Genomic DNA, 21,117 nt, shown 5'->3' on the forward strand with positions numbered 1-21,117 from the left:
AAACCCGGTTTCTGTGGCCTTGATGCACATCCACTACTTTTGGCAACCTTTGCTAAATATTAATGCTTATTCAGCTTCGCAGATAATTTTCCAGACAGGCCTTGACATCCACAGAAGCGCGTGCAATCATAAAGTTGAGGAATAAATCAACATAGGTGAAAACTATGGCACGGCAAGCAAAACAATCATCTCAAGTTAAAAGTTCCAGCAGCCAAGCAGCCTCCAATACTCGCACCAAATTTACCCTCTACAATTTTGCCGGAAACGCAAAGGCATTCTATCTAGTCGATCGCATTAATTTAGAAAGAACACCAGGCGATATCCCTGAAAAATCAGTCGCTCACAGCATCATCATCATCGACCGTTCCGGCTCAATGTATTATGACTTAGAACCGCTGAAAGAAACTCTAATCAAGCTTTTGACCTTAGACGAATACAACAATTACCAGCTAATTGTCAGCCTGATTTCCTATGCTGACAAGGGGGACGTAATTTGTCACTTCCAGCGAATTCCCATTCAAGAAGTGCTGAAGTTTGACTCTCAATACATCAAAGAAATTCAAAAAATCCACACGGCTGGCTGTACCTGCATATCGCAGTCGATGCAACTCGCTAAATCTCTGGTTAAAGCCGGAGAAATGACAGCGATTAATTTGCACACAGACGGCTATGCAAATGACCCGAGTGCCAGTTATGAAGCTGCAAAATTAGGGGAAATTTGCGAAGAACTCAAAGACATGGATGTGTTTGCAAATACGATATCTTATGCCTGTGCAGACTTCAAACTGCTCTCCAAAATTGCCAACACCTTATCTGGAAATTGCATCCGCGCTGGCGAAGTCAAAATGGTTTATGATGCTCTTTACGACAGCACAAAACTGTTAGGCAGTTCCGTTGCGCCGCCGTTGGAAGAACCGTTAATCAAGGAATACGATTATCAAGTTTTTGTTTCCAAAAGTGGGAAAAAAATCAACGGTTCATCGAGCACGCTGAAAATCTGCGGGCTGAAAGCAGACGATCGGGGAATTTTTTACAAATATCAGAAAGTCGCCAAAGATGAGTATGACAAATTAGATGTTCCCGTTGCTCAAACTGATGAGTCAGTGTTTGCTTTTGCGAAAGCTAACCTCGCTGACGGCAATTTAAATACGGCTAAGTATGCGCTGGCGAGCACCTTCGACGCTACTTTGACGGAAAAACACGCTAAAGCTTTGACAAATGCCCAAATAGCGGAGTTTACGGAAGATTTGGAACAGGCTGTTTTTGCGCCTGATGTGTTGAAAAATCATGAAATTGGCGATCGGGTAAAAGTCAGCGAGAAAATTTCCCTGCTGGAGTTGATCGAGATATTGGAGGAAAACAGCAGCAGCATCATCATCAACTTGAAACACTTGCAAGAAAATTATCAGCGAAAAGGTTTGAAGCGAATTGAAGGAAAGCGAGACGAAAACGGCAACCTTGTCAAGCCTTGGCTGAAAACTGAATTCTTAGATGGTGGCGAATACGTGCAAATGGGTTCATTTGCCATCAATCAAAATACCGCTACCATCAATATGCTGATTACCCGCAAAGCTAAGCTGGTAAAAGTTGAGGATGAAACTTTAATCGCCGAAGTGGCGGGAATTCTAGTTACAGACCTCAATACTTTCAACAATTATACCATTGTCAGCGACGGCGAAGTTAATATCAAGTCGCTGCGAACCAAAATCAGCAGCAAACCAGTGTTTGATTTGCTCAAAAAATGCGGTGTCCTTGAAAAAGACGGTTCGCCCGTGCAAGAATTTGACTTCCGTTCAGAGTACGATATTAAGTTAGAGACTTTGCCCCTCGTGCCTTTTGACGGGCGTTACGGCAGCCTTGACGGAGTGTTTGAGGAACTCGCAAACATTAAAATTATCTCTAGCATCCTCTCGGCTCATTTGAAGGAGGAATCCGAGGCTTACACAGCGGAACAATTGGAAGAATTGAAACAGCATTATCTGTCAAAAAGCCTTTACATCAACTTTCCGACGACGACGGAATACACAGATTTAAAAAGTGCGATCGCCAAAGGTTCAGTAGATTCGCGAGTCAGCTACAAAATCGACATCGGCAGCAAAAACATTCTCAACTTCGGCAAATTGCACTCGGCCAACAAATTTCTCGATCGCCTTTATGAAGTTTACCACAAAAACACGGGCGAAAAGCTAGCAAAACCGACCTTTGACATCACGTTAGATGAGCCTGTTGTCTTCGCACACAAAACGCTGTCATCCCGAACAAAAATCACCAAAGTTGACGACTTGATGAAACTGATTTTCGATGAGTTTTTGGGGTTGGAGGATAACGGAATTGTGAGCGCTACTTTAGCCAAAGTTGGTGCAGATAGTTTGCTGCGCCTTTTGCAAGCGAAATGGCAGGAAGAAGATGTCAAGCGAGACGAATTTGTCGCGGCTTTAGCTAATGCAAACGAGCGACTGGAAGCTTATGCTGAAAAAGTGTACAGGGAAAAAGTTTCACCGCTGGTTTTCTATATCGGTTCTACCGGACTTATCCCGGATGAAATGGAGGCAAAAGCGGCGACTGCTGAGGAAATTAATTCTAAATACGGCAATTTGCAATTTTCTAAAGATGAGCAAGAGGGGATGTTTTTTGAAGTGGGAGACTGCATTATTAGCGTGTATGCTAAGAATGAGTATTTCACGGTAGGGAAGTAGGAATTAGGGTGAAGGTATAGGGTGCGCAGTGCGCACCTTAGCGCTGTAATCACTCGCCAGCGAGACGCACGCTCGGTATGATTCCGATATAATTGAGATGTTGCACCCTTCTCAATAAGGCTTTTACGGGCGGGTTTTCCGGCCCGCCGCACAACAAATTCATTCTTCGCTTCACAGGCGCGAAAGCCTGTTAAGGGAGAATGGTGCAAGATGTGAGCATCGGAATTAATGTTACCCACAGTCAGGAAACGGCAGTGCCGTTTCCCTACAATTAATCGGCGTAGGGAAACGGCACTGCCGTTTCCTCGGTATCATTCCGATGCAACCGCAAACGATATTACTTAAAACGGGATTTCTTCATCTTCATCTTCCACAGTCTTAGCCGTCATCCGCCAACTCGTAATATACTCAATTTGCACGTCAATTTTGTTAATAGCTTCCCCTAACCGCTTTTGGATGTATTGAGTCAGCGTCACCATAAAATCTAACTCAACTCCCACAGATAGGGCAAGTTTTGCCAAGCTAGCAAAATCTACCTTCAAAATCGAGGAACTGGATAACTTAAAATGGGGAGTATTTTCCTTATTTTGCACCAACATTGCTTTTTTAATGCGCTCTTTCAGATGATCAACTTCTGAATCCAGCAACTTCCATTCAGGCAAAATTTCTTTGTACCTTTCCCCCAATGCTGTTAAATCTTCACTCTCCGGTTCCGGTGCAATCTTCTTAGTAGATTTTCGCCGCTGCTGTACATTAGAATTCAACCGCCAACTAGCAATATCCTCCACTTCCAAACATGGATCATCGATGAGTTTGCCTAACTGTTTTTGAATTTCTTTCGTCAGCGTCACCGGAAAATTTAACTCAATTCCCTCAGTTTGCGTCAATCTTGCCAGGGTGAGAAAATCTACTTTCATAGCTATCGAACTGGAAAGCTCAAAATAAGAACTGTCTTTGAGCTTTTGGGCCAGCATCCCGGCTTTAATGCGTTCTTTCACTTCAGCGATTTCTGAATCTAGCGGCTTCCACTGAGATTCTATTTCCTGATATTTTTCCCCCAATGCTGTCAAGTTTTCCGTTGCCGGTTCGGGGTAACATTGGCCAAGGATTTCTAGCAGGCGGCGATGCACTCCAGCTAAATAAACCGCGTCCATCTTGGCATATTCTAGCTGCTTCTGGGTCAGAGGACGCTTTGCCCAATCGCCGCTTTGTTCTGTTTTATCAACATAAGCAATATCGCAAAGTGTTTCTATTAAAGTTTTGAGTTGTCGGTTGGGTAAGGGCAGGATGTAATAAGGAATCTGTCTCGCCATTTTCAATGTGCAAGTGACATTTTGAGCGTCGTCATTGCCTAGGAATCGGATGTCATAGCTGGCGTTGTGCAAGACTTTTTCAATATCTGGATTGACCATGATTTGGTTGATGAAATCTTTTGCTAATTCTGGTTGATCCAATACATCTAGTAGAAAAGTGGCATCTCCACTCGAATCAGTGGAGTCAGCTAACACCTGAATCAGAGATAATCTGGGGTTGGATTTATAGTCTGCTATTTCTGTGTCAACCCACAGGATTTTAGCTTTGGCAAATTTAGCTATGAGTGCTTTGATGTCGTTTGCTGCTGTTAAATAAGGCATTATTACAGACTTTTGCTATTAACTTTATGATTCTCTTATGCTATAGCAATTATCGGATCGATTGTCAACGATTCAAGCGCCGGACATGGCTGAACCTTAGTCATGGACACGCGCAGACCTCCGAAACCCGGTTTCTTCCTATATTTCTCGTTTCTGTTGGCAAAACTTGTAGAAACCGGGTTTCTAGCCTCCAGTTTAAAAAAAAGAATGCAGTCGATCGCACTATTGAGGATTGTCGCGAACTTCCTCTAAAAACCAGTTGCCTACTTCTGTATTTTCCGTCTGGCGACTGCGGCGCAAACCTTCCTCTAATAAAGCAACTTTTAGTCCCGGCAAAACTTGAGATTCCGTCAGACGTTCGCTTCCCCGGTTAGCAATTATTTTGAAAGCAATAACTTGCGCTTTTTGTACGTCTACTACCCAATACTCAGACACTCCTAATTCTTCATAAATCATTCTTTTGGTTCCCAAATCGTCAACGAGAGAACTGTCGGCAATTTCAATTGCTAAATCTGGGGAAACTGCGCTATCTAAATTCACTACTGAACTGCCGCGAGGTGCCGTTTGTACTCGATCTCCGATGTAGTAAGAAGCATCAGGTTGAGCGCCTCTGACACCCGTTTTGGCGTAGCTACAGTTGACCAGCAGTCTCATTTTTATACCTTTAGCAATGCCAAATAAATTGATTAAGATGACGATAATTCCGTTGTCATCAGCATGATCGGCCCCGACTGCTGCCATTTCAATCCTCAACTGTCCGTTGTAGTAGTAGCATTTTGCTCGATCGTACTCCGGCTGTTTAATAATTTCTATATATTCATCCCAAGTCGCTGTAACCCAGGTATCAGTTAGTAGTTTGGTTTGGAGTTGACTCATCATTACCTCACCGGAAAAAATCTTTGACTTTTGAGGGAAAACTTCTGAGTAGGGGCGAGCGCATTTTTATGATTCAGCAGTAAGGTACGCAGCGCGCACCTTACAAACTATTAACCTATGACTATTCTGCCACTTCCTCAGATTCCGATTCTTCGGCCGATTCTTCACCTGCAGGCGGCACTAAAGCCACAGCTACGATCGAATCATCCTCGTCCAACCGCTGCACCCGCACGCCCGTTGCTGTGCGCGATTGAGTAGAAATTGCACTCACAGCCTGACGGATAATAATACCTCGGTTGGTAACGATCATCAACTCGTCATCTTCGTTGACAATTCGCAGCGCCGCTACGTAATCTTTAGCCTTTTTAGACTTAAATTTAGTAGCCGTCAATCCCTTGCCAGCCCGTCTTTGCAGTCGGAATTGAGAAACTGGAACCCGCTTGCCGTACCCGTTGGTTGTGATTACCAACACGGAAGGAACTCCGCTGCTATTTTTCTGAATTTCTTCGGCTTCTTCGCCTTCTATTTCCTCGGCTTGCAGTTCTAATTCTTCATCTTCCAATTCCGCCTCTTCATTTTCCAATTCAGCAATTTCTGCCCCTTCAAATTCCGAGTCTTCAGTTTCTAATTGAGCAATATTAGCTCCCTCAAATTCCGAATCTTCTGCGTCCAATTCCGCAATCTCGGCAACAATTGAACTGGGCAAAATGTCCATGCTGATCAACTCATCGCCCGATCGCAATTTCATTGATTTTACACCCCGCGTCGCGCGGCCGACTGGGCGCAACTGTTCGTGATTGGTGCGGAAATGAATTGCCATCCCTTGGCGCGTGCCGATGATGATGCTGTCGCCCACTTTTGCTCTCCGCACCCAGCGCAGTTGGTCGCCTTCTTCTAGAGAAATCGCGATTAATCCGTTAGTGCGGATGTTGCCAAAAGCCGAAAGTGCGGTTTTCTTGATGTAGCCGCCGCGAGTCAGCATGACCAAATATTCTTCGCTGGTGAATTCTGTGACTGACACCATAGAAGTGATTTTTTCTTCTATTGGAATCGGCAGCAGTTGCACCACGGGAGTGCCGCGGGCAGTGCGGGAACAGACGGGGATTTGATAAGCTTTGACAGAGTAAACTACGCCCCTGTCGCTGAAGAACAAAACGCTGTCGTGATCGCAGCAGGAAAGGAAATGTTCTACTCCGTCGTCTTCTTTCATTTTCGCGCCTGCTTTGCCGCGAGTAGCGCGACTTTGGGCCTCGAAAGTGCTGACAGGCATCCGCTTGATGTAGCCTTGCTCGGTGATCAGAATAATTGCTTGTTCGTTGGCAATTAAATCTCTTTCATCGATTTCTCCTTCGGCGTGTTCGATGACGCTGCGTCTAGGAGTGGCGATTTTGGTTTGGATTTCGACTGCTTCAAATTCGGCGATTTCTAAGATGCGTTCCCGGCGCGCTAAGATATCTTCCAAATCGGCGATTTTAGCTCGCAATTCTTCGTGTTCTTGCTGAATTTTTTGCGCTTCTAATGCTGTCAAACGCCGGAGCTGCATTTGCAGAATTGCATCGGATTGCTGATCCGAAAGACCGTAATTATCCATCAATTCCTGTTTGGCTGCTGCGGAGTCGGCAGCGGCGCGAATTAGGTGAATAATTGCATCTAAGTTGTCTAGGGCAATTAATAAGCCTTGCAGAAGGTGGTCGCGTTCTTCTGCTTTGCGGAGTTCATATTGAGTCCGGCGAGTAATTGTCTCAATGCGGAAGTCTAGGAAGACATTGAGGAATTGGGAGAGCGTAAGTAGTTGGGGTTCCCCGTTTACTAGCGCTAACATATTGGCTCCAAAGTTGGCTTGGAGGGGTGTTTGTTTGTAGAGGTTGTTGAGGACGACGCGGGGATAGGCGTCGCGCTTGAGTTCGATCACGATGCGCATTCCGTCTCTGTCGCTTTCGTCGCGAATGTCGGAAATTCCATCTAATCTTTTGTCGTTGACAAGTTCGGCAATTTTCTCAATTAGCGCTGCCTTGTTTGTTTGGTAAGGCAATTCGGTGATAATAATTGCTTCTTTGTCGGGGCGGCCGGGATGTTCGATGGTTTCAATACCGGCGACTCCGCGCATTGTAATCGAACCGCGCCCGGTGGTGTAAGCATCGCGAATGCCACTTCTGCCGAGAATTTGCCCTCCGGTGGGAAAGTCCGGGCCGGGGATGTACTGCATCAATTCCAGGTCGGTAATTGCTGGATTGTGGATTAGTGCTACTAAACCGTCAATTATTTCGCCTAAATTGTGCGGCGGAATGTTGGTTGCCATCCCTACAGCAATCCCCGAGGAACCGTTGAGCAAAATTTGGGGAATGCGTGCCGGGAGTACGAGGGGTTCTTGCTGGGAACCGTCGAAGTTGTCGCCGAAATCAACTGTTTCCGAGTCGATGTCGCGCAGCATGGAGTCGCTAGTGAGAGCTGTGAGGCGACACTCGGTGTAACGCATCGCAGCGGGCGGGTCGTTGTCAACGGAGCCGAAGTTGCCGTGGCCGTTGATCAGGCGTTCCCGCATGGAGAAATCCTGAGCCATCCGCACCAGGGCGTCGTAAACCGCTGTATCTCCGTGCGGGTGATACTTGCCCAGCACCTCCCCCACGACGCGGGCGCATTTGCGGAAAGGTCGATCGGGAGCCAAGCCCAATTCGTTCATGGCGTAGAGAATGCGTCGGTGAACGGGCTTGAGACCGTCCCTGGCATCTGGTAGCGCCCGACCGACTATTACGCTCATGGCGTATTCCAAGTACGATCGGGACATCTCATTACCCAGATCCGTCGGGATTATCCGCGACTCAGAGGTGCTCATAGGTTGAAAAACTCCGTTAAAACTTTAAATTTGACCGCTATAAATGCCAAAAATGCGATAAAATCGGTTTGGATTCAGTAGAGCTGCCAAATATTGCAAATTACTCCTGAAATTATATCACAATTTGCCTTTGACTTTATGGGAAAATAGCCATAAAAATTAAGATAATTGTTGTTTAGTAAAACAGGCTGCTTTGTGAAGGGGAAAAAATAGTCTAAAATCTAAAATCTGAAATCTGAAATCTGAAATCTGAAATCTAAAATCTAAAATCTAAAATCTCCTGATGCTACCCGTCATCTACTCCGAAGATTTCTTGCTGCACAAGACTGGAATGCTTCACCCAGAGCGACCAGAACGTTTAACGGCGATCGCCAATGCTCTGAAAGCTGCTCCCTGGGCGGCTCAAATTGAGTGGCAACTGCCCACCCCAGTGGCGCAGCGCGAACAAGAACTGTTCGGGGCTATCAAAAAAGTTCACGCCCAAAGATACATCAAAGAAGTCGAACATTTGGCTAATCGGGGAGGCGGCTATCTCGACGGCGACACGCCGATTTCTGCTGAAAGTTACGACGTAGCGCTGCTGGCGGCGAGTGCTTGGCTCGATGGGGTCGATCGAGCGATCTCCGGAAGCGAACCGGCTTTTGTGCTGGCCAGGCCGCCGGGACACCACGCCGAAAACGCCCGCGCGATGGGTTTTTGCTTGTTTTCCAATGCTGCGATCGCCGCTCACTACGCCCTGGAACAGCCGGGAATCAACCGCGTCGCCGTTCTCGACTGGGACGTGCACCACGGCAACGGCACTCAATCGTTGGTGCAAAACTGCCGGCAAATTGCCTACTGTTCCCTGCACCAATCTCCTTGCTATCCGGGAACGGGAGATACCGACGAGCGCGGGGCCTACGACAACGTGCTGAACATTCCCCTGTATCCGGGCGGCGGCATAGCTGAATACCTGAGCGCCTTTGAATCTCTTGTCGTGCCTTTTTTGTCAAACTTTCAACCGGATTTGTTGATTGTCAGCGCCGGTTACGACGCTACTGCGTCCGATCCCTTGGCTAGCATGACTCTGGATCCGTCAGATTACGGTACTTTCACCGGATACTGCCTGCAAATCACCCGCCGCATCGCCTTTGGTTTGGAGGGGGGTTACGCGCTCAAAGAGTTGGCCGAGTCGGTTGTGGCAACTATTGACCGATGCCTCAATTAGCTGGAAAATTGGAAGAGGGGAAAATGACTTTGACAAGCGGTTAGAAACCGATTCAGAGCTTTTGAGGGCATCAGCGAAGCGATTATTTGGCGATCGCGCTTGATAGCCTTTTTCCCTCTTCCTTCTGACAAGCGAATTTCAAAGGTGGTACCCGCCACGCGATCGATCAGTGGGATCGATCCCAAATCGAAAATCTAAAATCCTCAAGCCCCCGAATTTATCCGTGCGGTCAATCCAAAATCCTTGCATCTAAAATCTAAAATCGAATGACTTGCGTGACAAACATCACAAATTTAAGAGATCCAAGTCACTTGGCATCAAAGTCTCGGTCACAGATTTTTAGCCAAAAAATCACACCGTGTCAATGTGTTCGATCGCCTTTGGAGTCGCTCGCAGAGAGCATAATAGGATTACAATTAGGCTGTAAAAATTTTATCTGTCTCAATCAACTAGGAGGTTTATCATGTCAGTATCCCAAATGACACTCGAAGAGTTATTTGGTCAGGTCATGTTCTCCAGTGTCGTGACTCGCCACGACCGGAGACAGCTCAGATCTGCCCTCTTAGAAAGAACACTGAATGATGATGAATATGCCATCATCAACCGACTGCTGTACAACGTGCGCCGCGGTTGGGTAAAAATTGTCGATTAAAGACGCAGCAGTCAACTTTCTGGAGGGGATCTAAAAGTAGAACTTGCCACCTCGGGAAGTTTTTTCGGTATTTAATACTTGGCTCGAAAGTTAGATGTGTTTGACAACGGTGTTAATTATCAAAAGCGCGCTAAACATCAGTCTATAGGTAGAGATAATTATAAAATAACAGGTTTTGGGTGCATCTCTACTTGTTGAAAAATTGTGAGTTTTGAGTTTTTAACTGAGAAGTTATAATAAACTCAAAACTCATAATTTTTTGCAGGGGAGATGTGAGATTAGAAATTGGGAAAGACTGATGCGCTAGGGGTTGGGAACCGCTATAAAGTTGATATTTGTTAAACGGGGATCGAAAATCAAAACTATCAGCAGTTTCCCGTTGAGGACGATTGTGCTATCGTTACAAGCACAGCGAGTCGCATTGGTCGATCGAACATTCCGGCAATTTGAGCCCGGAAGTGTCAAAATATTAACAACCTGTTCATCCCCAAAATATATGGCTCCCGCCGTTTTAATTGAAAATCTTCAGAAACGCTACGGCAATGTAGAAGCCGTTAAAGATGTTTCCTTCAAGGTAGAACCGGGGGAAATATTTGGTTTGCTAGGCCCCAACGGTGCAGGCAAAACCACAACCCTGCGGGTACTTTGTACTTTAACATCGCCAGACAGCGGACGCATTGAAGTGTCTGGTATTTCTGCTGTCAGCCAGCCGAGAATTGCCAGACAAAAACTCGGCTACGTCGCCCAAGAAGTTGCTCTCGATAAGGTGCTGACGGGGCGGGAACTCCTGCAACTGCAAGCAGCGCTTTACCATTTGCCGCGCAATACGATTAAAGGGCGGATTGCCGAAATGGTGAAACTCCTCGGTTTGGAAGAGTGGGAAAATAAAAAGACGGGTACTTATTCCGGCGGTATCCGCAAACGCTTGGATTTGGCTGCTGGATTGCTGCACCAGCCGGATGTTTTGGTATTAGACGAACCGACTGTCGGGCTGGATATTGAAAGCCGGGTGGTGGTGTGGGATTTCCTGCGGCGCTTGCGGGAGGAAGGTACGACGGTGTTGATTACGAGTCACTATCTCGAAGAAGTTGACGCTTTGGCCGATCGCGTGGCGATTATTGACAAGGGTACGGTGATTGCTGAGGGTACGCCGGAGGAGTTGAAAAATCGGGTTGGAGGTGATCGGGTGACTCTGCGGATTCGGGAGTTTTCGCCGATCGAAGAAGCCGAAACAGCTAAAAATCTGATGCAATCGCTGCCTTTTGTGCAGGAAGTAATTGTCAACGCGGCTCAAGGAAATTCTCTCAATTTAGTAGTAACACCGCAAAGCGATGCGCTGGTGACTATTCAGCAAGCTTTAAAAAATGCGGGATTGCCTACTTTTGGGATTGCTCAATCTCGGCCGAGTTTGGATGATGTGTATTTGGCTGCGACTGGTAAGACGCTGTTGGATGCGGAGTTGGCTGCTGCTAGCAACCGCGATTTGAAGGCGGAGCAAAAACAGGCGATGCGATCGTAGTTTAGTTTAATAAACCTCTCCAATAATTATTGTGGAACAGGCATCTTGCCTGTTCGAGACGCTCTTTCCCAGATCCCGTCAGGGGTTGAAACCCCTGCCTCAAAGCTAAAGTCCTCTCAAGAGGACTGAAGAAATCATTACTCATTAGTCCTCTTTAGAGGACTTTAGCTATTAGCCAGGGAATTAATTCCCTGGCGGCCTTTCGGTTGAAGCGAAAACCAATGAGCAATACTTTATCCTTATCTTTTCGGCAGATTTGATATCATACATCTAACACTTGCTCTGCTGTCAGCGCTAATTCTGGGAAAGTTCGGGATATAATGCGATCGCTCCCTCGGTAAGCAGTCATTTGATAAACGCCATTTTCATCAAGCAGGTAAACAAAAACAGTCGGCTCTTTCGGGTTGCCCAAATAGTTTCTGCTACCCAAAGCTAAATAATCGACAATCCAATATTCAGAAATTCCCAGCCGCTGATATTCATCCAGCTTGTCGATATAATCATCTTCCCAATTTGTTGAGACAACTTCTACAACTAATTGTGGTGGTTCTGTTAGTGCTGAATAGGCGAAGGGCTGCGACTCCCAGAGAGTTTTGTCTACTACAGTAACGTCAGGATGGCGGCCTTGTTCTTTACCATTTGGAGTTAACGTCCTCACCACAATTCTGCCAGATAGCCTGTAATTCAGGTGGAGTCTTTTTACCTCGTCGTGAAACGTATTTTCAATAAAATCCGCTACATTTTCGTGCAGTCTTATTGTTGGTAAGATTTGGACAATTTCTCCATTAACCAGTTCATAGCGTCCGTCTTCATCTGGAAGTTGCTTGATGAATCGATCGAAAGTGAGCATTTGTTTAGGTTTGGTAGGAGTTGCGATCGTGGTTTTATCTCATTGAGCTAGATATTTAAGACTATTCTGCAACCATTTTAACATACTGTTTTAACACAGGTGGGATCGTGAAAACTATTTCAGATTCATAGCTCAATTTTTCGATCATTCCCCGTCTTGCTAAAGATTGAATTGCTTGACATAATTCGCGCTGCGAACCTTGACATTTTGCCATGAATTGGGGAAACGAAACAGGTTCTATTTCATTACTAAGTTGCGAAATCGCCTGTTTTTCTATTTCCGACAACCGCTGATAGTGCTGCTGCAATATCGGTGTCAATTCGTCACCTAAAAATACTGGTTGATAACTCAAATAGTGAGAGACTCTACCGCCAAATAAGTGGTTAATGGTTTGAGCGACTAATTTTAACCAGAGGGGATTACCTTGATAAAGGTTAATCAATTCTGGCCAGGTTTCTTCATCCAACAAACCCTTTTGTCTAAGAATTTCTGTTGCTGCTTCACTTAAACCGGTTAACTGTAATGAACGTACTGCTGAATTATCGTCGGTGAATGTGATGATGTCTGAGGGAGGTTCCCAACTATTGAGGATTAAGCAGCTATGGTGGGGAATTTCGCCGATGAGTTTAAATAGGGTTCCGTAGTTTTCATATCCGGGTTTATAATTTCCTGCAAGTTGCCCGCTGCTGAGAATTTGCTGCACGTCATCTAGGATGATGAGACAGCGATTTTCGCGCAAAGTTTCTATTAGGATTGACAACTGATCATCCGTGTTTGTGGAAAAGTTAATATCGGTGCGATCGCAGATAAATTGAATAATATTTTTGAGGGTTGTTTCGAGGGGTGGGGAGGTGCGGAGACTGCGCCAGATGATGCGATCGAATTGAGTTTGAATTTGGGGGATGAGGTTACGGGCGATCGCACTTTTGCCGGTGCCTGTCATGCCTGTGATGGTGAGGAGGCGGCAGTTTTGGCGGGCGATCGAGTTTTCGAGGGCGGTGAGGGGTGAGTTGGGGTAGTTATAGAATGTTCTGAGCTCCGGTGCATCTCTTAAATCGAGTCGCGGTTTCTGTTGGGTGTCGTCTTCAGTTGAGGTTTGTGCAGGGGGTGAGTGTTGTGGAGTTTTTGGAGGGTTGGATGTTTCTGTGCAGACATTCATGCTACCAATTGATACATCTTTCCAAAAAGAAGAAATATTATTAGAGAAATCCATCCTATCTAATGTAGCTTTAAAATTAGATTTATTCACATCTTCATCTAACGTTGCTGAGAATAGCTGCCATATTTCTGAGGCGACTTTTTTAACATGGTTCTCAGTACAGTTACAAGTTTCGGCTATCTCCCCATATTTTTGACTAGACCAAACGCCAGTTAGTATTGTTTCCTGCAAACTACTTAAGTGTTTGCCCTTTTTGGTAAACACTAGCTCGTCTGCCCACTTCAAAACTTCTTGAACGTCCATAGGTTAGGTAGATGGGGAAATTTTGACGATTATCCCATTTTTTGCTACTTTTGGCAATCATAAGGTACTAAATAATACTTTTTACTATCTTTATAAAGGAGTAACTTTAGGAAAAATTTATGTAATTCCCTACTTTTTCCTACTGACACAACTCTATAAATGCTCAAAAATAAATTAGACCTAATTTCTTATTACTCAAAACAATGAGCAAAAATTTGACTATTTTCAGTTTAATTATTTTGCCTTACCTGGCTGGTGCAGTAGTATTATCTAACTTAACTACCGGCTGTACTGCAATAACGCAGACTCAAGCACTTTCCACAAGTAAAGCACAAAGAATGGTAGACAAGTGGGGAAATTCTAAGGGATCTATCCAAGTAATGGGTGTTAGAGAAGACTCAAACAGTAGTGCTGTGGCAACATTGCAAGTCTCAAATTTAAAATTTCTAGTTGATAATTATTTTACCAAGGGACAAAAACAAGTCAACTACTCTGGGCCAGGGCAAGCAAAATTCTCTCGTTATACAGATGGCACTTGGGTACTAACATATTTAGAGTTTAATAAAGGAGATGGCGATCTGCAAAATGCTTTTGTTATTAAAGACTTAAATATAAAAGATAATTGAACCAAGCCAGAAATCAAGGTGGTTCTTTGGCTAATAATTAATTATTAGCCAAAGAACCACCTTAATATATTTAAATTATCAAAAAAAACTATTTCAACAATTCATAATTGTGGGAAACGGTTTGATTTAGGTTTTTAGGAAGTACGGGCGATCACTGCCATCTCAGCAAAGCCGAAACCCTCTATTAATTATAGTCCCAGTTTTGAATAGCGTAAATACTAGCGTCTCTGCCTGAGCCTCTATAACCGACTTGTTCATAACTTACACTAAAATTAGTAACACCCCGCAGATCAACAGAAAAAGGAGTCACAACTCCTCGCACAACATTCACTGTTTTAGCTAACTTGCCCTCGATATAGACTTGTATTTTCACAGTTTGAATTTCGGAAGTATCAGGAATAGCTAAACTCACATTGGCAACACTTACCTTTTCTAACAATTTACAAGTTAGTTCGTACGGGTCACTCAAACTAAGTCTGGCATCAGGATTATAAATTTTTCTACCAACAACAATAGAACCATTAAACGTTTCCCAGTCAAAACGACTGGCGACTTTCACACATTGTAGTTGAGCCTGTCTTGCTTCTACTGGGGCAAAGGGGAGCATAGAAGAGCTTAAAATAATTCCTGCTGATAAGACTTTTTTCCACATAGTGAATACTCTCTAAATATCTAAGTAGACTAAATTATTGTCAACTTTAAATTGTGCAAGACTTACCCCCTACACCAAAGTGTCCAAGGTTTTATAATAGCCTTTAACCTCACTTTGCTGTTGCTTTTTGTCTGGAGAGGTAACTGCCAATATAGATGCTAATGCAACCTCCCAGAAAGAGCAAGGTGGAAAAAGGCGGAAAAAGGCGGAGCTTTTATTAACATACTTTACAAAAGTCGGATAATGGCGGATAATGGCGGATGTGTCCTAGACCATCAAAATCCTAAGCCCCAACTATGGACGTGCAAGAGGTGTTTAAATATATAGACGAACTAATAATGGCCCAAACTGGAAAGCAGCTTGATACTCTGCAATTGGCGATCCTTAAAGGTGTACTTAAGGGACAAAAATATAAGGACATAGCTGAGGAATATAATTGCACTCCTGGTCATGCTAAAGATGAAGCCTACGAACTCTGGGGTATTCTATCTAAAACCTTGGGTGAAGATGTAAATAGAGCTAATGTGCGTGCTAGAATTGAAAGGATTGTCATAAAAAATTCTCCAAGTTTACAATTTCCTAATTCTTTTAATATCAATTTTTGTTCTAATTCTACGCCGACTTCTAAGACTTACACACCAGAGGATCTGGAATTGGTTGGCGGTGATAATACAAGTGACAATACAAAAAATTATCCGACCAAAAATCAGGAAAATATCATAGAAAATGCCAGACGAAAAGCTAAATTAGAAACTGTCCCCCACTTGGCACAAATGGGATTAACCGCATCACAAATCGCACAAGCGTTAGATTTACCATTAGCAGAAGTGCAGGAGTTGATGTCTTGAGTTTTAGTATTTAGGAGTGAATTAAATCTCCTGCTTCTAATTCTTGCCATTCTCTATCTTCCTGGTAATGTTGCAACATTACCTCAGCTTGTTTTGCTAGAATATTTCGTCTCTCTTCTAGCGGCAATTGCATAAATTCTCGGCGACTGGGATAGTCGGCTAGTGTTGGTATTTCTAAAGCTATATCGGCGGGGTGCTTTTGAATCTGACCCTTGCAAATCAATGCTTCTATTCGAGATCCTTCTGCTTCTTCCGCCGCAATGTCAGCATCAATTTCCTCTCGGTTAGCATGGTAATAAGTCAAAGCTGCATAGACTTGGGTGAGAGTTAAATGCCCGATGCGATCGGCAATTTCTTCTGCACTCAAACTTTGCTTCTTGTACCAAATAGCAAGGCGCCGGACTGTAACACCCGTTCCGGCAATAATTGGACAGCCACCATGTATGTCAGGCTGACGGCTAATTAGAGTTCCTATATCGGTGATAGTTGACAAGATTTTTTCCTCCCTATTCCGATCGCTCTCTTATCTAGCATAGCACTGTCACAGCAAGCGCGATCGCCCCTAATTTTCTGGAAAATAACGCTCCAAAAATTCCTTAGCCGTAACAATAGGAATCCCCTCATATTCCTGCAACACTAACAAATCCAGATCGCCCGTAACATATTGCATCGGCACCAGCAGCGATCGCAGTTCCTAAAATAATATTGTCATTAGCATCTCGTAACTCAGGCACGTTGACAGTAGAAATCGGATAAATCTCCACTAACTCTCGTGTTCCGCTCATTAAACCATTAACGGTAAAATTCAAAGACTGTAATCTCGCCTGGAGTTTTTGTTTGGTCAAAGTATTCTCTAATTCTGCTAGTATTGGTTCAGAAGCACAAATTATGAGTTGACGAGTTCGAGCTAATCTGAATAAACGAGCTGGGATACCTCCCCACAGCCAGCCTGACACAAAGATATTAGTATCCACTACAATTTTGATTTGTGCGACTCTTTTTCAGAACGTTTCTCCCGACGCACTTCCCGCACAAGTTCGCAAATTTCTTCCATTGTTAACTCATCAGGATCTGGACTCGCTGCTTCTATTCGCCGTTCCCATTCCTCCCAGTCGAAACCTGCTACCTTTGCGATCGGATTAGGATCGACGGGTAAAGACTCTCTACGCCGCCGCAGTTCCTCCCAGTCGAAACCTGCTACCTTCTGAAAAACAATACTATCCCCTGTCACTGTAACTGCATATCGATCCCCAGGCTTCAATTGAGCCTCAATCTCAGCGGGAATTTCTAACTTACCACCGGGACTCACAGGAACTGTAATATTTGATTTCAGAATGTATTCTCGCAGGTGTTCGACGACTCTATCTTGCAGAGTTTCCGGCAGAGATTCCATCATCTCGACCAAAGTGGCGATCGCCCTTAATGACATCAGCCAATCCTCCTAGTAAATCACTTTTTTATTTAGCATCGTTGATGATAGCTTATGCTAAATTTTAGCACTATATTACTATGAAAAATTTAACAAACTTCTTCCGCTAAAAGCCGACCATCGCAGCGCTCATATTCATCTTCCAAAAGCCATGAATGAGCCTCATCATAGCTTGAGCTTAAAAACAGAGACTTATAGTTTGCTGATGGGTCATAAATACAAAAAAATCCATTCTTTCCACTCACTAACATCAAAATACGAGGCGGAAAAACAATCGGATCTACCCACAATTCGATAAATTCCCAATCATTAATTTGTTCGGCGAGGTCTGGTGCGTGGGATAACATGATATTTATCTGTTCCTTTGATAATTTTTATTTCAGCGTAATAAAGGGGAATACGACTACCATCTGATCTAATTTGATAGCCGATCGCATCGTCAAAGTAGAGTCCATAACGTTCATACAGCGGTTCTCGGAAAGATGAGGTATTCACGAATTAATTAACAATTCCCCAATCCCCCAATCCCCCAATCTAAAATCTAAAATCTAAAATCTAAACTTGTACCTCATCTTTCTGAGAAAGCCTATAGTCATCGGTTTCATCCTCAACTCCTGTCAGATATCCTCTGTCTATAATAGCTTCCGTCACTGCATCTAGTGTAGCTCTGTCATTGAAAACATGAGCTTTTCCCTCTTTCCTTAGCAGTCGTTCCACCTGTGACGTACCGGGAAGATGTTTGTCAAATAAACTACTTCTAGCGTCTGGTGTTAGTTCGCGTTTAATGCCACTCATCAACTAATTAGACAGGTAACAGGACATTCAGTTTACCAAAACCCTACACAAAGACCGATCGCCCGCCCAACACCACCAATACCTCCAGACTTGCTACTGTAAAGATAGTGAGATTTAATCAACAAGCAATTATGAGCGGTACTGTTACATCCCCCAACAACCTCAACCAGCAGCGGCCACTCTCCACGGCATCCGCTGACACTTCCAGTTCCCTGCTGGGCGACTTCATCCAAGAAACACTCGCCTTAACCAAGCGCCTGTTTATTCAATTGCAGCGCCGCCCCTCGACGCTAGTTGCAGGCATTATTCAGCCGCTGATGTGGTTGGTTTTGTTCGGAGCTCTGTTTGAAAATGCACCCGCAGGCTTGTTCGGCGAAAGCCAGAATTACGGACAATTTCTCGGCGCTGGTGTAATCGTTTTTACGGCATTTGCCGGGGCGCTCAATGCCGGTTTGCCGATTATGTTCGATCGCGAGTTCGGATTTCTCAACCGCTTGTTAGTCGCGCCCTTGGCTTCCAGATTTTCGATCGTCCTGGCTTCGGCTATTTTCATCGTCACCCTGAGTTTCATCCAAACCGGCGCAATCGTTACGGCGGGAGCGTTTTTGGGCGCGGGATTCCCCGGAATTGCCGGACTGGGGGCGATCGCCCTAATAGTCCTGCTGTTAGTTTTGGGCGTCACCGGCTTGAGTTTGGGTTTAGCCTTCGCTCTTCCCGGTCACGTAGAATTAATAGCGGTAATTTTTGTTACTAACTTGCCGCTGTTATTTGCCAGCACAGCCCTCGCGCCGCTGTCGTTTATGCCTCACTGGCTGCAAGTTGTGGTGACTCTCAATCCCCTGAGTTATGCGATCGAACCTATTCGCTATTTGTACCTGCACAGCGATTGGTCGCTAGCAAGTGTCGTGATGCAAGCTCCTTGGGGTAACGTTACCTTTGGAGGAGCGCTGTTAGTATTGCTAGCCTTTGATGTCGTAGCGCTGCTGAGCATTCAACCGCTGCTGAGACGCAGGTTTGCTTAGGGCGATCGCAGCAAATAAGCGGGCGATCGTTTAACCTGCACTGTCAATTGTAGGGACACGGCCATGCCGATATGTGTCCCTACAGATATTGCGTACAACCTACAGCAGATTCGACATTTATGAAGACCGCCCCAGATTATTCTATCCCCGTAGGGACACGGCGAAAGCCTTTGTCCCTAAACTTCATCAATCTGGAATACGCTGTATCTCGATCGCTAATTTTGAGAATTACTCTAAGTTGCAGGTTCGATTGGAACTTCCACAACTTTATTTCTCGAAGAAAAACCGGATTTAATGCTGATCGCCGATTTCGGCACTTTAAACTTTTTCGCCAACAGCACGATTAATTCTTGATTGGCTTGTGCGATCGACTGGCGGCGATTTGAGATGTACTGTGAGGCTGCAGTCGGGTTGTTCTTCGATGCTTTGCTGTTTGGAATTCGGTTTAACTTTGACTGTGAAAAATAGTCATACTTCGACTTTTTCTGAATGTTCGATTTTTGTCCCTAAAACTTTCAGAAATTCAGCCAGCCAATTAGGATGAGCCGGCCACGCGGGGGCGGTGACTAAATTGCCATCGACTACAGCGTCGGTAACGGGAACTTCTGTATATTTGCCGCCGGCCCGGAGTACGTCGGGGCTGCAAGCGGGGTATGCAGTGCAGCGTTTGCCTTCGAGTACGCCGGCGGCAGTTAGGACTTGCAAGCCGTGACAAATAGATGCGATCGGCTTTTTGCTGTTGGCAAAGTAGCGGGTAATTTGCAGCACTTGTTCGTTGAGGCGGATGTATTCTGGGGCGCGTCCTCCGGGAATAACCAAAGCGTCGTAGTCTGCCGGGTTGATTTCGTCAAAAGTCGCGTTTAAAGTGAAGTTGTGACCGGGTTTTTCGGTATAGGTTCGATCGCCTTCAAAGTCGTGAATTGCGGTGCGAATTTTTTGGCCTGCGGCTTTTTCCGGGCAGACGGCGTGGACGGTGTGACCTACCATTTGCAGTGCTTGGAAGGGAACCATTACTTCGTAGTCTTCTACAAAGTCGCCGACTAACATTAAGATTTTTTTGGCTGTCATGTTTCCAACTCCTGTTATTTTGAGTGTGTTAAATAGGGTTTAAAAAAATGCGGGGCAGTTAAAAAGCTTGCCCCGCAAGCTATTGTGGAATCTAGAAACCGTTGCGTCCCCAAATGACCATTGAAATTGAGAAGGAGAACAGAACTAGCACCGAAACCCAACCGAGTGACAAAATATCCATAGCTATTTATTGAACAAACTGTACAAAGTGACTCCAAACCTTATGATAAGTCAATTTGAGCCATTTTTGAAATGAGGGCGCTGTGAAAGACTCGTCAAATTTTAGTGCCGCTGAACGGGTAGAATCTTTGAAAGCAGGGAGTGTTGCTGCTTTGTCTTGTTTGCTGGCTTTTGGGGCGATCGCCCTTGGTAATAGCTTAATTCTGGCGGATAGGTTGGATTCTCTGGCGAGTTTGCAGGTAAGGGAAATTGACCTAAATTTTGCCTTGAGAGGGACTATCGCACTTTTGGGCGGTTTTTTGTTCGGCGTGACTTACCGCTATGCGATTCGCCGAGATGTTAACCCGCAGCTTAAATCTGGTGCAGTGTTGGCTTTTGGGTTGGTGCGCGCTTTTGGACAGTTGGATGCTGGATTGTTTTTTGAACCCGGGAAGATGCCCGCCCTACAGGAGTTATTGCCGTTTGCTGTTCGCGGTGCCGAGAGTGTGGTATTGTTCGCGATCGCGAGTTTGGTTTTGGATTGGGCAATGGGGCGATCGTGGATTAAGCCCTTTGATTCTTGAGTGCCAAATCTTGCAGCATTTTTAGGAACAGGCTTTCGGGCCTGTTCCACAAAAGTTCAATTTTCCGGTCGGGCGGGCGCAGCATTTTTAGGAACAGGCTTTCGGGCCTGTTCCACAAAAGTTCAATTTTGGCGTTGCTGAACTAGGGTATGATGAAGTGGTCGTCGGAGCGTCACAAATCACACACATTTAAAAGGAATATTAT

Annotated in this window: 21 protein-coding genes and 2 pseudogenes; 8 read left to right on the plus strand and 15 right to left on the minus strand. The window is 45.0% G+C overall.

The features are described from left to right. The first annotated feature begins 164 nt into the window (after positions 1–164). Entirely contained in the window at positions 165–2,696 is a 2,532-nt protein-coding gene (locus QUA99_RS22260; RefSeq protein WP_333241049.1) for a VWA domain-containing protein, read from the plus strand. Between the two features lie 341 nt (positions 2,697–3,037). On the opposite strand, the gene QUA99_RS22265 is transcribed toward QUA99_RS22260, so the two are convergent. The 3 genes from QUA99_RS22265 to gyrA form a co-directional block, all read right to left on the minus strand. After that, positions 3,038–4,330, minus strand: a complete 1,293-nt coding sequence (locus QUA99_RS22265; RefSeq protein WP_333241047.1) for a ribonuclease D — start codon at positions 4,328–4,330, stop codon at positions 3,038–3,040. A gap of 222 nt (positions 4,331–4,552) precedes the next feature. Beyond that, entirely contained in the window at positions 4,553–5,209 is a 657-nt protein-coding gene (locus QUA99_RS22270; protein ID WP_333241045.1) for a Uma2 family endonuclease, read from the minus strand. Between the two features lie 118 nt (positions 5,210–5,327). Beyond that, positions 5,328–8,039, minus strand: coding sequence for a DNA gyrase subunit A (gyrA, locus tag QUA99_RS22275; RefSeq protein WP_333241043.1), 2,712 nt, complete (start codon positions 8,037–8,039; stop codon positions 5,328–5,330). Positions 8,040–8,322: 283 nt separating this feature from the next. On the opposite strand from gyrA, the gene QUA99_RS22280 reads away from it, so the two are divergent. Beyond that, positions 8,323–9,246 (plus strand): histone deacetylase, encoded by a 924-nt coding sequence (locus QUA99_RS22280; protein ID WP_333241041.1) that lies wholly within the window; start codon positions 8,323–8,325, stop codon positions 9,244–9,246. Here the strand turns inward: QUA99_RS22280 and QUA99_RS22285 are convergent. Next, positions 9,243–9,431 carry a hypothetical protein gene (locus tag QUA99_RS22285; protein ID WP_333241039.1) on the minus strand — a complete coding sequence of 63 codons (189 nt, stop codon included), beginning with the start codon at positions 9,429–9,431 and terminating at the stop codon, positions 9,243–9,245. The genes QUA99_RS22280 and QUA99_RS22285 overlap by 4 nt on opposite strands. A 278-nt stretch (positions 9,432–9,709) precedes the next feature. Between QUA99_RS22285 and QUA99_RS22290 the strand changes: the two genes are divergently transcribed. Continuing rightward, positions 9,710–9,898, plus strand: a complete 189-nt coding sequence (locus QUA99_RS22290; protein WP_242716917.1) for a hypothetical protein — start codon at positions 9,710–9,712, stop codon at positions 9,896–9,898. A 496-nt stretch (positions 9,899–10,394) separates the two neighbouring features. Continuing rightward, positions 10,395–11,417 (plus strand): ATP-binding cassette domain-containing protein, encoded by a 1,023-nt coding sequence (locus QUA99_RS22295; RefSeq protein WP_333241068.1) that lies wholly within the window; start codon positions 10,395–10,397, stop codon positions 11,415–11,417. 262 nt (positions 11,418–11,679) lie between these two features. Here QUA99_RS22295 and QUA99_RS22300 read toward each other — a convergent pair whose 3' ends face one another. Beyond that, positions 11,680–12,267 (minus strand): Uma2 family endonuclease, encoded by a 588-nt coding sequence (locus QUA99_RS22300; protein WP_333241037.1) that lies wholly within the window; start codon positions 12,265–12,267, stop codon positions 11,680–11,682. Between the two features lie 61 nt (positions 12,268–12,328). Next, positions 12,329–13,729, minus strand: a complete 1,401-nt coding sequence (locus QUA99_RS22305; protein ID WP_333241035.1) for an NB-ARC domain-containing protein — start codon at positions 13,727–13,729, stop codon at positions 12,329–12,331. A gap of 203 nt (positions 13,730–13,932) precedes the next feature. Here QUA99_RS22305 and QUA99_RS22310 point away from each other — a divergent pair, with 203 nt between their 5' ends. Then, the gene (locus QUA99_RS22310) at positions 13,933–14,355 is read left to right on the plus strand and encodes a hypothetical protein (RefSeq protein ID WP_333241033.1); all 423 of its coding nucleotides are present in this window, start codon (positions 13,933–13,935) and stop codon (positions 14,353–14,355) included. 184 nt (positions 14,356–14,539) lie between these two features. Here QUA99_RS22310 and QUA99_RS22315 read toward each other — a convergent pair whose 3' ends face one another. Next, positions 14,540–15,007, minus strand: coding sequence for a hypothetical protein (locus QUA99_RS22315; RefSeq protein ID WP_333241031.1), 468 nt, complete (start codon positions 15,005–15,007; stop codon positions 14,540–14,542). 296 nt (positions 15,008–15,303) lie between these two features. On the opposite strand from QUA99_RS22315, the gene QUA99_RS22320 reads away from it, so the two are divergent. Beyond that, positions 15,304–15,855, plus strand: a complete 552-nt coding sequence (locus QUA99_RS22320) for a hypothetical protein (RefSeq protein WP_333241030.1) — start codon at positions 15,304–15,306, stop codon at positions 15,853–15,855. A 10-nt stretch (positions 15,856–15,865) separates the two neighbouring features. Here QUA99_RS22320 and QUA99_RS22325 read toward each other — a convergent pair whose 3' ends face one another. The 5 genes and pseudogenes from QUA99_RS22325 to QUA99_RS33220 all read right to left on the minus strand — a co-directional run bounded on the left by QUA99_RS22325 (position 15,866) and on the right by QUA99_RS33220 (position 18,079). Beyond that, the gene (locus QUA99_RS22325) at positions 15,866–16,348 is read right to left on the minus strand and encodes a DUF433 domain-containing protein (protein ID WP_333241028.1); all 483 of its coding nucleotides are present in this window, start codon (positions 16,346–16,348) and stop codon (positions 15,866–15,868) included. A gap of 127 nt (positions 16,349–16,475) precedes the next feature. Then, entirely contained in the window at positions 16,476–16,829 is a 354-nt protein-coding gene (locus tag QUA99_RS22330) for a putative toxin-antitoxin system toxin component, PIN family (RefSeq protein WP_333241026.1), read from the minus strand. Next, the gene (locus QUA99_RS22335) at positions 16,829–17,284 is read right to left on the minus strand and encodes a hypothetical protein (RefSeq protein WP_333241024.1); all 456 of its coding nucleotides are present in this window, start codon (positions 17,282–17,284) and stop codon (positions 16,829–16,831) included. The genes QUA99_RS22330 and QUA99_RS22335 overlap by 1 nt, the downstream gene beginning before the upstream one ends. A gap of 89 nt (positions 17,285–17,373) precedes the next feature. Beyond that, a complete protein-coding gene (locus QUA99_RS22340) occupies positions 17,374–17,631 on the minus strand; it encodes a hypothetical protein (protein ID WP_333241022.1) in 258 nt (85 codons plus the stop codon). Beyond that, positions 17,594–18,079: pseudogene (locus tag QUA99_RS33220) on the minus strand (DUF6972 family protein). The gene QUA99_RS22340 and the pseudogene QUA99_RS33220 overlap by 38 nt, the downstream one beginning before the upstream one ends. A gap of 131 nt (positions 18,080–18,210) precedes the next feature. Between QUA99_RS33220 and QUA99_RS22350 the strand changes: the two are divergent. Continuing rightward, complete coding sequence (locus tag QUA99_RS22350; protein ID WP_333241066.1) at positions 18,211–19,101, plus strand: ABC transporter permease; 891 nt, start codon at positions 18,211–18,213, stop codon at positions 19,099–19,101. 233 nt (positions 19,102–19,334) lie between these two features. On the opposite strand, the pseudogene QUA99_RS22355 reads toward QUA99_RS22350, so the two are convergent. From QUA99_RS22355 to petN, 3 genes and pseudogenes are all read right to left on the minus strand, one after another. Beyond that, positions 19,335–19,524: pseudogene (locus tag QUA99_RS22355) on the minus strand (DUF167 domain-containing protein). A gap of 45 nt (positions 19,525–19,569) precedes the next feature. Beyond that, entirely contained in the window at positions 19,570–20,169 is a 600-nt protein-coding gene (locus QUA99_RS22360) for a DJ-1/PfpI family protein (protein WP_333241018.1), read from the minus strand. A 91-nt stretch (positions 20,170–20,260) separates the two neighbouring features. Continuing rightward, complete coding sequence (petN, locus tag QUA99_RS22365) at positions 20,261–20,350, minus strand: cytochrome b6-f complex subunit PetN (RefSeq protein WP_071883976.1); 90 nt, start codon at positions 20,348–20,350, stop codon at positions 20,261–20,263. 82 nt (positions 20,351–20,432) lie between these two features. On the opposite strand from petN, the gene QUA99_RS22370 reads away from it, so the two are divergent. After that, on the plus strand, positions 20,433–20,912 hold the full coding sequence (locus tag QUA99_RS22370) for a hypothetical protein (protein ID WP_333241015.1): 480 nt from the start codon (positions 20,433–20,435) through the stop codon (positions 20,910–20,912). Positions 20,913–21,117 lie beyond the last annotated feature (205 nt).

Source organism: Microcoleus sp. F10-B2, assembly GCF_036704965.1.
Taxonomy (GTDB): domain Bacteria; phylum Cyanobacteriota; class Cyanobacteriia; order Cyanobacteriales; family Microcoleaceae; genus Microcoleus.

What these genes read in the sequence shown, in the direction of transcription:
- QUA99_RS22260 (WP_333241049.1), top strand. Translation starts at nt 165, where the DNA reads ATGGCACGGCAAGCAAAACAATCATCTCAAGTTAAAAGTTCCAGCAGC.
- QUA99_RS22265 (WP_333241047.1), bottom strand. Translation starts at nt 4,330, where the DNA reads ATGCCTTATTTAACAGCAGCAAACGACATCAAAGCACTCATAGCTAAA.
- QUA99_RS22270 (WP_333241045.1), bottom strand. Translation starts at nt 5,209, where the DNA reads ATGATGAGTCAACTCCAAACCAAACTACTAACTGATACCTGGGTTACA.
- gyrA (WP_333241043.1), bottom strand. Translation starts at nt 8,039, where the DNA reads ATGAGCACCTCTGAGTCGCGGATAATCCCGACGGATCTGGGTAATGAG.
- QUA99_RS22280 (WP_333241041.1), top strand. Translation starts at nt 8,323, where the DNA reads ATGCTACCCGTCATCTACTCCGAAGATTTCTTGCTGCACAAGACTGGA.
- QUA99_RS22290 (WP_242716917.1), top strand. Translation starts at nt 9,710, where the DNA reads ATGTCAGTATCCCAAATGACACTCGAAGAGTTATTTGGTCAGGTCATG.
- QUA99_RS22295 (WP_333241068.1), top strand. Translation starts at nt 10,395, where the DNA reads ATGGCTCCCGCCGTTTTAATTGAAAATCTTCAGAAACGCTACGGCAAT.
- QUA99_RS22300 (WP_333241037.1), bottom strand. Translation starts at nt 12,267, where the DNA reads ATGCTCACTTTCGATCGATTCATCAAGCAACTTCCAGATGAAGACGGA.
- QUA99_RS22305 (WP_333241035.1), bottom strand. Translation starts at nt 13,729, where the DNA reads ATGGACGTTCAAGAAGTTTTGAAGTGGGCAGACGAGCTAGTGTTTACC.
- QUA99_RS22310 (WP_333241033.1), top strand. Translation starts at nt 13,933, where the DNA reads ATGAGCAAAAATTTGACTATTTTCAGTTTAATTATTTTGCCTTACCTG.
- QUA99_RS22315 (WP_333241031.1), bottom strand. Translation starts at nt 15,007, where the DNA reads ATGTGGAAAAAAGTCTTATCAGCAGGAATTATTTTAAGCTCTTCTATG.
- QUA99_RS22320 (WP_333241030.1), top strand. Translation starts at nt 15,304, where the DNA reads ATGGACGTGCAAGAGGTGTTTAAATATATAGACGAACTAATAATGGCC.
- QUA99_RS22335 (WP_333241024.1), bottom strand. Translation starts at nt 17,284, where the DNA reads ATGTCATTAAGGGCGATCGCCACTTTGGTCGAGATGATGGAATCTCTG.
- QUA99_RS22340 (WP_333241022.1), bottom strand. Translation starts at nt 17,631, where the DNA reads ATGTTATCCCACGCACCAGACCTCGCCGAACAAATTAATGATTGGGAA.
- QUA99_RS22350 (WP_333241066.1), top strand. Translation starts at nt 18,211, where the DNA reads ATGAGCGGTACTGTTACATCCCCCAACAACCTCAACCAGCAGCGGCCA.
- QUA99_RS22360 (WP_333241018.1), bottom strand. Translation starts at nt 20,169, where the DNA reads ATGACAGCCAAAAAAATCTTAATGTTAGTCGGCGACTTTGTAGAAGAC.
- petN (WP_071883976.1), bottom strand. Translation starts at nt 20,350, where the DNA reads ATGGATATTTTGTCACTCGGTTGGGTTTCGGTGCTAGTTCTGTTCTCC.